This is a genomic window from Methylomonas sp. TEB, assembly GCF_047777895.1.
In the GTDB taxonomy this organism is placed as follows: domain Bacteria; phylum Pseudomonadota; class Gammaproteobacteria; order Methylococcales; family Methylomonadaceae; genus Methylomonas.
The window spans coordinates 1,853,001-1,866,227 of sequence record NZ_CP180476.1 but is presented as its reverse complement, the minus strand read 5'-3'; the positions used below and the strand labels follow the sequence as shown (position 1 = coordinate 1,866,227).

Genomic DNA, 13,227 nt, shown 5'->3' with positions numbered 1-13,227 from the left:
TGTTTGCCTCGGTTGCGTAGGATGGGTAGAGCGTAGCGAAACCCATCGCTAACCAAGCCCGTTTCCACGCGCCGTATCGAAACCGGAAAAAATGCGGCTTGTTCCCTGTTAATTGGGGTGTCGTGGTGGACTTGGAAAATGATTTGAGGCGGTAATAAACTCTTGATGATGGGTTTCACTGCGCTCTCGGCAACTGCTCCATGCGTTGCTCTAGCTCCTGCATCCATGCAGTCGTACCCATCCTACCGGCGGAATTGCTGTTGGTTTTAGCCTTTCCTGTTAACGCAACACCACCAGATAGGGCGTGATGCTGACAATTTGCAGCGCCGGGATGGCGGCTTTTAAACTGGCGATGGCTTGATCCAGCGCGTCCAAGCGAAACAAGCCGCTGATGCGCTTGTCAGCCAGCGCGGTATTCAGCAACACGACGCGGCCGGGCCGGTATTGGTTGATTTGGGCAATGGCGTCGCTTAGCGGCAAGCCGTCGAATTGTAGATAGCCGGCGCGCCACAGCGCCATGCTGTCCGGACGGCCGGCGCTTTTTAGGGCGATGCTGTCCGCGCCTATCGACGCGGACTGTCCCGCCGTCAGGCGTTCTTGGTGTTGCCGCCCCGCGTCTTGTATTTCAACAATCCCTTCGACCAGTTCCACCTCGGTTTGCTCGGACTGTCGCTTCACAGCGAAGGCAGTGCCCACCGCCCGCACTTCGCTACCGGCGGCAGCGACGACGAATGGCCGTTGCGGATTTTTAGCCACGTCAAAATAGGCTTCGCCGGCCAATAACTCCACCCGGCGCGTGCCGGCGTCGAAGTGGATGGCCAGGGCCGTGGCGGTGTTAAGCATCACCCGCGAACCGTCGGCCAAAGTCACGCTACGCTGCTCACCTTTACCGGTCGAATAGTCCGCGCGCCAGAATGCCAGCGGATACAGCGCGGTGAGCGTGACTGCCAGCATTGCACAGCAGGCTACAGCCAAACGTAAGGATCGGTTAGGGTGGCGGGTTCTGGTATTGACCCGGACTTTAAAATCCCTGGGGCTGTCATTTCCGCACCGACGGGAATCCAGCATGGCAACCGGACTTGCGGCCAGCGCATCCACTGCCTTCGCTTGCCTGCCACCTTGCCCTGGAGACTGTCGTAAAAGCTCGCTTTCTTCTCGGGACGACTGCATCGATATAGAAGATAGGGTAATGTCGGGATCGATTACCGAGAGGGTTGGAGCGAGGGAATCAAAATGCGTCAAGGCGTTAGTTTGCATCCCCTCACCCTGCCCTCTCCCAGTGGGAGAGGGTTCTATTTTTACGTTTACGACAGGCTCCCCCGGTAACGGCTGTGCGCCGGGAATGATGCGGCGGCCGCGCAGTTGCCCCAACCCTGCCCACAGCGCTTGGGCGCGTTGCCACGCTTGTTCGTGGGCGCTGTCGGCGGCGCGCCAGGCATTCAGTTCTTGCCGCGCGGAAGCAGAAAAATCACCGGAATGCAGCCTACTTAACCAGTCGCAAGCCTGTTCCAGCAAACGATCGGCATCATCCGGCGTCGGTTCGGTGGGCATGGTTAATTCCTGGTTGAACGGAGAAGGAGACATATCATAGACGAGGCCAAAGCCCTAAACCACACGGCCCGCTAGGACTTATCCAGGGTTTTGGTACAATGCAGCAGCGCCTTTCTGATGTTCTCTTCGACGGCGCGGACCGAGATATTCAGGGTTTCGGCGATTTCGCGCTGCTTCAGGCCTTCGAAGCGGTTCAGGTAAAAAATGCGCTGGCACAACGGGGACAGGCTGCTCATGCCCTCGATCAGGCGGTCCAAATCCTCCTCGCCCAGCGCCACAGTTTCCGCGCAGCGCAGGTCTTCCACTTCCGGCGGCGTATCGTCCGGCCATGACACCAGCGTAGCATGGCGCACGGTTTGACTGCGATAGTAATCAATCACCAGGTTTTGCGCGGTACGGAACAGATAGGCTTTTAGATTGCCGACACTACCCAAGTCCTCGCTGCGGCATAAGCGCACGAACGCTTCCTGGCAAATGTCCGCGGCGGTTTCCCGGCAGCGTACGCGCGAATACAGCACAGTCTCCAACTCGCCGTGGCAACTGACGTATAGCTCTTGGAGGGATTGATGGGCTGGAAAAGGCATTTGCCGGCTTAATAGTTTCGGTATCAGGGCTTAAACCGAAAGTAACCAGCAAATTTAAAGCCGAACTAGAAATATTTTGCGCAATCAAACAGCTAGAAAATTGGCAAGACACCAAATTCGATAGTTTTTTATTAATCTATGTTAAATAAAGCGGGTTTAGCACCCCTTTTCACACACATTTACTACACCCAGCCGACAGAGACGAGTTGCCCGCATCCATGGTCCGGCAGCTTAACAATCGTCAAATCCCTCGCCTCTTTCCCGGCTTTTCCGCGCGGCTTCCGCCAGCAATTCATCGATAAAATATCGACAGTAATTGGGTACGTACAGTTGTTTCAGGTAAGCAATCTTGGTTGTGGAACTGGGTATCAAGCCCGACAGGTCTAGGGCGACCAAATCGGCATCCTTACTGGCTTCGTAAGCCGTACCGGCAATAATCCCCACGCCCATTCCCAAACGCACATAGGTTTTTATCACGTCGGAATCGGCCGCCGCCAAGGTAATATCCAGTGGTAAATGGGCGTTATGAAAGGCTTTTTCTATCGTCGAGCGACCGGTAAAACCAGGGGTGTAAGTCAAAATCGGCTCAGCTGATAGCCGTTGCAGGCTTATTTCGCCTTCCGCCAGCCGGTGACCGAGTGGCACCACGGCAACGTGATGCCAGTGATAACAGGGCTTGACCACTAATTTGTCGTCTTCGTCCAGTTTTTCGGTGCAGATGGCGATGTCGGCTTGATGCCTATGTAACAAATTAATCAGATTATCCGGCGACGATTGCACCATATAGATTTTAATGCCCGGATATTTGCGCCTAAACCGGCCTATCGGTTCCGGCAGTAAATATTTGGCCTGGGTATGAGTAGTCGCTACCCTCAACGTACCGTTACTATTTTCCAGAAAGTCGTCGGCAATCAGTTGGATATTTTTTTTAGCCTGATTGATTAAATCAACTTCTTCCATGATCTTTTCGCCCAAGGGCGTCAGACCCGTCAGCTTTTTTCCCTGTCTGACGAACAGCGGCGAGCCCACTTCTATTTCAAACAACTGGAGTTGCCGACTGACCGCCGACTGCACCACGTGCATTTTTTCCGCGGCTTTGCTCAAGTTGCAATCGGTTTCCTGCAAAACTCGCAGCAATTCCAATTGATTAAGATTCATAGGCGTGCTCCTAAAAAAATTCCGGGATTCAAAGCAAAATTTTATTACTAACCTATACTGTAATTCGACGTTGCAATGACAATCTATTCTTTCGATATAAAAATCACATTATATCGTTTTAATTTAGAGGTTCCGTTCATTAACATGACAAATCGACCAGGTGATTTTGTCGGCTTTTGTTAGTGAGAGGCAAACCTCCTCCTAGCGACAGGGATGTTTTGATGGCGGGTTGCAATAGACCCGCCATTTTTTTCGCCACCAGTCTAAGCACATCGGGGCAATCAAGCGATGATTATTAACCCCGCCACTAACTACCGTTCGCCTCAATGCCCTTGCGGGCACAGAACCGGCGGAATGCAAACCAGCCAGAGCTTCAACGAGCTCAGCCTTTATGCCCCTGAGGATACGAAAGGGATAACGGTGTGCAATATAGGACCGGGAAATCCTTTCCTGGGATGATGACGAGCGGTCGCCCCTTAAATTTCGCCGCTACCGCGAAAGCGGTCGCTCAGAGGCTGCGGACGAATTGGCTGATGGCAAAATAGTTTCGGAGTTACCCTAACCAGCGACAGTCCGTTTACGCTGCAACTCCGCCAGAGTCGTTTCCAGCGCATTGGCCAAACCTTCGGCCAGTACCATCGCTTCTTCGGCCTGATCCTTGGCGGCCACCTCGGCTTGCTGCGCCAAGTTCTGTATTTGCTGAATCTCGAAAATGCCGGCAAAACCTTTCAAATTATGCGCCACAAATTTAATGGCGGCATAGTCGCGCTGCTCAGCGGCCAACCTTAGTTTATCGACGTTAGCCTGCTGCGCGCCGTCCAGCGCATTCTCGATCAACTTGTCTATAAAGGCCTGACGACCGTCAAAACGCTGCTGTAAGGCCTCCCAATCGATCAAGCCTTCAGTCGCTACCGCCACCATAGCCTCATTTGCCGTTTCCGGAATTTCAATTACCGCGGAGGCACCCCCCTTTCCGCTGGCGTGATCAGACACTTTGCTGATGGACACATGCTGCCGCAACGCACCGACCAGGGCGTTGGCATCGATGGGTTTGGTAACGCGATCCCGCATGCCCGTTTCCAGACAGCGCTGCCGCTCTTCCGGCATGGCGTGTGCGGTCAAACCGATGATAGGTAAATCCGGCGCGATTTCCAGAATACGCCGCGCCGCCTGATAGCCATCCATCACCGGCATCTGAATGTCCATCAGCACCGCATCGAAACCGGTATAGCCGGCTTCCTCCAGGCGATCCAGCGCCTGTTGGCCGTTTTCCGCAAAAGTCACCTGCGCGCCTTCGTGGCTCAACAAATCCTCCAATACCAAGCGATTTAAAGCCACGTCTTCCGCGGCCAATATTCTCAAACCGCGCAAGCGTCCGCCATTGTCCTGATGATAATTGGCTGAATGCTCGACACCGGCATCCGTCGCCGGTAGCGGCACAGTCAAAGTGAATTTGCTACCTGTCCCCAAGGTACTTTTCACGACAATATCGCCGCCCATCAAGTTGGCCAGATCCCGGCTAATTGCCAAACCTAAGCCGCTGCCGCCGAATTTACGGGTGGTAGAGTTATCAGCTTGCTGAAAAGCGGTAAACAGACGACCAATCTGCTCGGCGGTCATGCCGATACCGCTGTCCGTCACGCTGATGTCCGTCATATCGTTGTACCGATAAATTTCCAGGCTGACATAGCCATGATTGGTAAACTTCACAGCATTTGACAATAAATTCACCAAAATCTGTCTTAAGCGCAAGGGGTCGCCAATCACCCATTCCGGCAAATCTTGGGGACGATGCACTATTAAATCGAGTTGCTTTTCCTTGGCACGCATATCCACCAGACTGATGGCATCCTGTATCAACGCATCCAGGCGAAACGGATGCTCGTCTAAAGTCATCTTGCCCGCCTCAATTTTGGAGAAATCCAAGATGTCGTTGACCACACTGAGCAAATGCATGCCGGCATCGTAAATACGGGCGCTGTTTTCCTGCATATTCCGCCCGGCATTATCGCGTAGGTTCATTTTGGCCAGGCCGATAATGGCATTTAACGGTGTACGAATTTCATGACTCATATTGGCCAGAAACTCGCTTTTCATATGCACCAAATGCTCCGCCTCCAAACGCGCGGCTTCGTGCGCTTGCTCTACTGCTTTGCGATGGCTAATGTCACGCATAACCCCAATGTAAGTGCTACCAAAATCGTCCATCAATTCGTTGACGCTCAACTCAATCGGCACCAGCAGCCCATCCTTACGCTTGCCTTCCACTTCGATTCGCCGGCCGATCATCACCCGTTCCTTGGTATTGTCCAGATGCCGGCGCAAATAACCGTCATGCTCGGAATAGTAAGGCTCCGGCATCAACATCTTCACATTTTGCCCCAATAACTCGTCTTCCTCATAGCCAAACAAATCGCTAATGGCGTCGTTAACCAGCAGCATGATGCCTTTGTTATCAATCAACACCACGGCATCGGACATGGTCCGCAGTACCGCCCTAGTCCTGGCTTCGCTGGTCATCAGTGCCGCTTTGGCACGTTTTTTTTCGCTGATGTCGCGCACCGTGGCCTGCAGCACAATTTCGTTGTCGATCTCCACCCGGCTAAGTTGCACTTCGGCGTAAAAGGTTTCGCCGGTTAAGCGTTTGTGCAACCATTCGAAGATCACCGAGCCTTCGGCGATGGCCTGCTCGAGTTTTTCATTGGCCAGCTCGGCGGATGATAGGCCGTTTGGTTGAAATTCCGGCGACAATGAGGCCGGGGTTTGCGCTAAAAACGCCTGCTCATCCCGGCAGGCGAACAGGTTGATTGCTGCCGTATTGGCTGAGATAAATCCGCGTCTGGCACTGAGGGTCATCAGCGCATCCCGCGACGATTCGAACAGCGCCCGATGCCGCTGTTCACTGGCTTGCAAAGTTTGTATCGCCTGTTTTTGCGCAGAAATGTCTCTGATAAAGGCGCTGAACTCGACAGCATTTGCCAATTTGTTAGGGGTGATGGCCAATTCAATCGGAAATTCATGCCCGTCACGGTGCAGCGCCACCACTTCAATTCGCTGGTTCAAGACCGTTCCGCGCCCGGTATCCAAATAGCGCCGTATGCCTTGCTGATGAGCTTGTTGGTAACGCTCCGGAATAATCACATCATGCAACAAGCGGCCCAAAACTTCGGTGGCCGGCCAACCGAATATTTGTTCGGCCTGGCGATTCCAGCCATTGATAAAACCATCGGCGTCCATCTGCACCAAAGCATCCAAAGCCGTATCAACAATACTGCGGATGCGGATCTCGTCCTCGCGCCTCGCAGCCAACAGCGCCGCAAAGCCATCGGCCATCTCGTTAAAGCTCTCCGCAACCTGCCCGATTTCATCACGCAGGGTTAACGGCATTCTTTGCTGAAAGTCGCCGCCGGCAAACGCTTTTGCGGTTTTCGCCAGCCTCTCCACATATCGACTAACGGCAAGATGGGCGCCAATCGCAAAATAAATGATCAGCATAAATATAAAGCCGGGGATGCCGATACTCAGCGCTAGCGTGGTTTTCGCCACGCCAATTCTGGCCTCGATCAGTTGTTCGGCTGCCGGGATAAAACTGTCGTAAATTTCCGCATACGCTGTATCCAGCGCTAAGGTAACGGTGGAATGAAAGTATTCCGGATTGATGGAGAATTTTTCCTGCACAATATCGGCAATCACATGCTGAGTAATCAGTCTGGCTGCATTGACAATATTTTCCCTGGTGGTGGCGAGTATCGGGTGCAGTTCCGGTTTATAGCGTTTAAAGTCGTGAGTCGTTTCTTCAATGACCCTGATGCCGGATTCGATTCTGTCCTTAATCAGGTAAATCTCGATTTTTTCCTGAGCGCTAATCTGCTTTTTGGCCAGTATCCCAATGCCATACGCACGCAATTGCGCAACGCCTTCCAGGGCCTTTGGCATTTGCTCGGTTACCAGCATGATCAGATGGTAGGAATCCAGATTCGAGTCGGTGAACAACAAGGATTCCTCGCCAATCAGTTCTTCTAAATCCAATAACTTCTCGACCAAACGGCTGTGTAAGCGGTAGCTTTCTTCAATGCTTTGCTTGGCGGCGTTTTGCCGGAGTTGCTCCCAATCGTTTTTTATATCCGCGTATGCCGCAGCGGTCAACGAATCCGCCGCCAGCGTTGGCCCCAAAGCCGATAAGGCCGCAGCGACTTTGGCTTCCGATACGTCAAGTTTATCGCGCAAACTCTCTATGCCGCCGAGCACCGCCACGGTAATGCCGCGATGCTGCTGCACAGATTGCATGGTCTGCGTAATGTGTTTGATTTGTAACAGTCCCTGCAGCTCGCGCTCTGAATCCAATATCACCCGGTTCAGACTTTGATAAAGAGCGTAAAACACCACGGCAACCGCCAGCAACGACAGAAAACCTATCACCACAAACTTCTTGCTGAAACTCAATCGATTCATCAGCGCCACAGCGGGCGAAAACAAAGCTTGCATAGGCAATCCTCGGTGCGAATATTAGGTCGGTAGCGATTCGGACGGGTATTTAGCGGCTATCTTGGGCCGATAACAGCAAGGCTTTTTGTTTTTCGACAATTTGGTTCAGCCGCAAGGCCAGCTTGTTATCGTTCTCGAACAAGTTGTCCATTTGCGAAGTGAGTTCGTCCACGTAACCGTTCAGCAAAAATTCCTGGCTATCGGTCAACCCCAAATGAATAAAGGCGCTTTCCATGTTCATTTTGTGCTGTTCGGCTAAATTCACCATCTGCGAGTGATTACTTTGTTGATTGGCCTCGATCTCGATCAATAAATCGGTCAACTCTCTCACGCCTTCCAGGCGGGCATTCGCTTCCTGTAGACGTTGTTGTTCGCTGATCATCGCTTCGATACGGGCACCGGCACCTTCGGCAAGTATCGCCAGATGATCGCGCAAGCGGCCAATCGCATCCGGATCGTCGGTATCCAGGCCGGTCACCAATAGCGTCACGTGCGGAAAATTAAACACCAAGCGATCACCGGCCTGATAAATCCGGCCCAACTTAGCCACGTAGGTAAGGATGGAGGCTTCGAGCGGCGTACAGATTGTTTCCGGACTAAAGTCGTATTCGTTCACCGTATCGGTCAATTTCACCAAACCGTTTAGATCGTATTGCTGCAAGGTCTCGATTAACAAACTACCCAATTGCTGAAACGTCACGCATTGAAACGATGAGCGTAAGAACTGCAATACCGTGCCGGTTTCGCCCAAACTGGACATAGCGGTAAATGCGGTTTTTTGCGCGTAAGACAGTTGCGATTGCAGTTGCCGTTTTTGCTGCTCGGCTTCGATGGCCAAATCGACCTTGCGCAGCAGCACGTCTTTTTTGGCGTTTTTCGGAATAAAATCGTTACCGCCGGCATCAAATGCGGTCAGTAAAATCTCCAGATCGTCGTGGGCAGACACAAACATGACCTGCACATCGTCATTGCCGTCAGCGCGAATCTGCCGACATACCTCGATACCGCTAAGGCCCGGCATTTCAATATCCAACAAAATCAGATTGGGGGCCAAATCCATGGCGGCCAAACATTCCTCGCCATTGGCAAACTCGTGGAGTTGATAGCCATGCCCCTGCAATTGGTCGGTTATGACCAAACGCAACAGAGCATCGTCATCCACTACAAAAATACAGAACGGTTTTTCGGGCATGATATTTCCTGGGTTGCTGGATTTGCGGGTGAGGCGATAGCGTGTGCCAAATAAGCATAGCGGTCCGAGCCAAAATTGCCCGACCGCTTACTTAAACCATCTTAACAGCCGCAGCGAACATTCATGCCGGCGGCCGGGCAGAACTGTGACGGCCGCATCGGTTGTGAGAATAAGCTTGTGATAAGGCGCCAAAAATACCTGATCACCAGCGGGATTGGCGTATACAAGCGCAAATCAGGCGCCGTGCGCATTGGCAATAGCCAACGCCGCCCAATCGAAGGCCGGGCCTATATCCCATTTATCGCTGCGAAAATTCACATGACTGGCGATACCGGAATAACTTTGGAAAAAATCCAGATCGCGTTCAAATTGCTTGGCTTTAGGGGGCAAGGTTTTCGGTATGGAAAATCGCCCGCATAAATCGTTCAGCAGCAAGCGAATCGCTTCTACCTGCTGCGCGGGAAAAGTAGCGAAATACTGCTCGCCCCGATAGCTGGTTTGCCTATATTTATCGGTTTGGGCTTTGTCACAGTATTTCGTACCGAATAACTGGGTTTGGCCCCGACGCGGCGGCCACCAATTCAAGACTTCCGGATTATCCGGCGCCGGCCGCAATGGCCCCACATTGGCAATTTCTATCGCTATTGAACGTTGATCCAGCCGGCCGTTAAATCCCTTCACTCCCAGATGATAAGCCCACTGCGTCGGGTCGAACACTTCATAGACCGTGCCGTCGACATCCACCAGATAAGCTGCGGCGATATGTTGGGCATCGCCGATCCAGGTATCGAACGCCGACTTGGCTGACGAACCCGCCGTGAAGTGCAAAACAATCAGATCTTTTTTCGGCCGCTCGGGAAAAAACTGCCCAGCCGGCAAACGGAATCGGGAGCGATTGATCTGCAGACCGGCAACCGCAGCGGCAGCTTGGTCACGGAGCAGCATAGTATCGGTGCTCGCCTCACCTTCGTTCGGCGTTAGCAATACCCGCGGATTGGGCCGATCTGTGGCCCCCGCCCAGAAAAAACAATTGTCTTTATCCTGATACCAATAGCCGTTGCCGGACACCACATCACCCGCCGTAAAGCTGACAACCTCGACTTTACTGCCGGCATCCAAGACGCGCAGCACCGGTGCGTTGACAGACGCGCGGCTGCGGAGATTTACTTTACTCAGCAAGCCGATTGGCTTGCCGGCCACTAAATCGGCTGCCTCATCGGGCAACGCAGTGGCAATCAGCTTGGCAATATCTACATTGGCAGCGGGACAGTTTACCGAGGCACGAATCGCGCTATGCGACAACACATGATCCGCATCGACGCTAATCCGCCAGCGGTCGGCAATTTCCCTGATTAATTTCGAGCATGCCGCTAATTGCGTGGCCGTAGGCGGGCCAAGCACCGACACTTCTAAGGCAACACCAATCGAGAAAAAATTGGGATTGGTGTTGGGTCGCTGCTTGATAAATTCGGCAGCCGGATTGACCACCAAACCGGCGTGAAAGGCTGTGTCGGCTTCCTGGACATATTGATGAATCTCACCGTTGTTGCCGATGGCGTAATGCACAGACTGCAACGTGCCCGGCTTGTTGTAGCACATAGCGGCATTCGCCAGACTGCCGTCAGTCGTATGCAAAACTATGATTTCCGGTTTGAAGCCTGCCGGGCGGCCGATTCGAAAATTACCCTGCGCGCAGCCTATCCATTGCTTGTCCATACGACCTCCTTAGCCCTGCGCCTTCAGATCGCCACGTTCGCCCTGTAACGGATTAGGTGCTGGCGAAGTGCCGAGTGTTTGAGGTTCGCCGCCCGCAGTCTGCGTGGTTTGGCGGATAGTTTTCTGCTCATCGTCCTTGCGGGCAAGGCCGGAGCGCAATTGCACCAGCTTACTCAAGGCGTTATACCAAAACGGCCCACCCAGACTAAGCAGAAAAATCGACAGGATCAAACCGGGAATGCTCACCTGCTTCCAATGCTTACACCAGCTTTCCCGGTCAACAGGCAAACTGATCAAGCCCTGTTGAGCTAGAAAATTCAGATAATACTTTTGCTTTTCCAGATCGAGCCCTTTTTTGGCTGTAACAGTCTCGTCAGCCGAGGTCTCGGTATCCTGCTCTCCGCTAGCTTTGGCAGGGGCTGGTTCAACTGCATCCTTTACTTGCGTATCTTCCGTTAGCGAAGGGGCCAATTCCACAAAAGTCGCGCGCATTTGCTCGTCCATGGACAGCCGATTGATCAAATACACCGTGTCCAACTGCAACGCAATCGCTACCAGGGCGGCGCTGACCACGCTGACCACCCGGGTGGTGGCGGTAAATCTGACGCTGACCCGGTCAAGCAAATGGTCGAAATTCAAACAAATTTTCGCCAGAAAATCGCTGGATGCTTCTTGTAGCAAGGCATTAGCCTCACGCACGTCGTGCGCCAGTTCCGGGTTGGATTTTTCAAATTCCAGCGCTAGCATCCGCGCATTTTTCAAGGTAGCGGCCGGATCTTCGATACCATTGTCGTGCAATACAGATTTCAACTTGTCCAGCAGATCGATTTGTCCGGCGACGATTTTCTCCAACTGCTGAAACTGTTGTTTTTTGGTTTCGGCCTTTTCTTTTTTGATCTTGGCAAGCAAAGCTTCAATATCCAGGCGCTTAAAAAACAAGGGATATGCCAGTAGTTTGCTTTCCAGGGCTTCCGTGGCTTGGCCAACATTGATGGTTTTATTGGCTAGCCATGCTTTGATCTGTTCGAATTCCGTTTTGATCGACACATCGTAGCCAGCCGCTAAATCCAGCAAAATCTTGATAAATTCTTCGCGATGGATCACTTCGCCGAACTGAAAAAATTGCAGCCACGCAGGCAGTCGGCAGCGACAACGGCCGCCGATAGTCCGTTGCGTCAGGGTTAAGGCGGCGATGGCCTCGGCTTCGGCTCTGGAAAATCGGGCATCCAACAATTCCAGCAAGTCGGCCAAACCGGTGCGCAGATTGCGGCCGCGGCTGGCCAGTAAATTTAAAATGCCCTGACTGATTAAGGTCACCGCCATGCTGACGATCAACATCACCACCGATAAACCCAGTAACACGTCGAGTGACTTCAACATCATTCTTCTCCTTTGGAAGGCCGTTACGGCCGAATGAATCTAACATTCCCGCAAAGGCGGCGTCGAGGATTTTGGCTCTGCCGATTCCCGCCGCAGCACAAACTCAAATGCCAGTCTCCACAGCCAAACGTTCCATCAAATAACACAAACAGTCCTGGCGGATGACTCGTTCGTCCAGCGTCAGCATGGATGGCATCGTTTGCCGAGTGATTTGCACCTGGCCATCCGTAACAGTCAGAAATTGCTCGGTCACCGGCTTACCGTCGTTGTCCCTGGCGATCAACGGCATTTGTTCAGAATCGCTTGTCCCCAATACGGTGCCGGCCGAAATCTCCGTGAAATTCAGACTTTCCAGTTCCGGATCCAGGCGCAGATCGGCAGTAGCATCGCTAAAGCTATAACTGATCTCGTCGGCGACGGTCACTTGCGCGACGGTGTGATAAAGATCCACATCCTGCTTCGCGACCGGTTGGGCCGGAAATTCATGCAAGTGCAGGCAACTGTCCAGAAATTGAAACGCATGTTCGGTACCGTGCGGCTGGCCCGGCCGGCCGCATTCCAAAGTCACCGCCGGGCAAAACTCCCCAAACGCGCTGGACTGCGTACCCTTGGGATGGGTGAAATACACCAGCAAACGGCCGAACAGCGCACCCAGATGCAGAAAATCCTTACCCAATTTATTGATGCAGGCGTAATGCGGATTCAAACCGGTATTGTTATGCACATCCACGCTGGCAAACACCTTGCGCTCGCGCATGATCTGGCAAATCTGCGCCGCCCAAATCGTCTCCGGCGACTCGGGTAAAGCTGTGCCGGGCCAGATGCGGTTGAAATCCGGCTGGCCATCCAGCCGTCTCAGGTTAAAACGCGCCGCCTGGGTATTACCGAAAAACAAAGTCAATCCGCGCGGCAAGCTTTGGCCGTGATATTTCTGCAATAGCTTTTGCACTGCCAAAAAGCCGGTGGATTCGTTGCCGTGCAGCAAGACTGAGACGAACAGGGTTTCCGGGCGTTTGCCGGGGAGGTGGAAAAGCGTGGGCTCGGGGATTAGGGTGCGTAAGTTATTAACCGAAATATCCAGCAAACCGTTTGGCAGGCTGTCGAATTGTTTGGGAATGCAATTGGCGCGTGAAATCTGTGGCATAACGAATTTAACTGATT

8 protein-coding genes are annotated in these 13,227 nt (G+C 52.9%); all 8 read right to left on the bottom strand.

The features are described 5' to 3' along the window. Positions 1-279: 279 nt before the first annotated feature. Positions 280-1,551, bottom strand: coding sequence for a FecR family protein (locus ACMXD4_RS08400; RefSeq protein WP_415880470.1), 1,272 nt, complete (start codon positions 1,549-1,551; stop codon positions 280-282). A 71-nt stretch (positions 1,552-1,622) separates the two neighbouring features. Next, complete coding sequence (locus ACMXD4_RS08395) at positions 1,623-2,135, bottom strand: RNA polymerase sigma factor (RefSeq protein ID WP_415880469.1); 513 nt, start codon at positions 2,133-2,135, stop codon at positions 1,623-1,625. Between the two features lie 231 nt (positions 2,136-2,366). Then, complete coding sequence (locus ACMXD4_RS08390) at positions 2,367-3,293, bottom strand: LysR substrate-binding domain-containing protein (RefSeq protein WP_415880468.1); 927 nt, start codon at positions 3,291-3,293, stop codon at positions 2,367-2,369. A gap of 558 nt (positions 3,294-3,851) precedes the next feature. Further along, positions 3,852-7,778 (bottom strand): PAS domain S-box protein, encoded by a 3,927-nt coding sequence (locus ACMXD4_RS08385; protein ID WP_415880467.1) that lies wholly within the window; start codon positions 7,776-7,778, stop codon positions 3,852-3,854. A 49-nt stretch (positions 7,779-7,827) separates the two neighbouring features. Then, on the bottom strand, positions 7,828-8,970 hold the full coding sequence (locus tag ACMXD4_RS08380) for a response regulator (protein ID WP_205450684.1): 1,143 nt from the start codon (positions 8,968-8,970) through the stop codon (positions 7,828-7,830). A 234-nt stretch (positions 8,971-9,204) separates the two neighbouring features. Beyond that, on the bottom strand, positions 9,205-10,686 hold the full coding sequence (locus ACMXD4_RS08375) for an N-acetylmuramoyl-L-alanine amidase (RefSeq protein ID WP_415880466.1): 1,482 nt from the start codon (positions 10,684-10,686) through the stop codon (positions 9,205-9,207). Positions 10,687-10,695: 9 nt separating this feature from the next. Continuing rightward, a complete protein-coding gene (locus ACMXD4_RS08370) occupies positions 10,696-12,066 on the bottom strand; it encodes a hypothetical protein (protein ID WP_415880465.1) in 1,371 nt (456 codons plus the stop codon). A gap of 103 nt (positions 12,067-12,169) precedes the next feature. Next, positions 12,170-13,210, bottom strand: a complete 1,041-nt coding sequence (locus ACMXD4_RS08365; RefSeq protein ID WP_415880464.1) for a M14 family metallopeptidase — start codon at positions 13,208-13,210, stop codon at positions 12,170-12,172. Between the last annotated feature and the right edge of the window lie 17 nt (positions 13,211-13,227).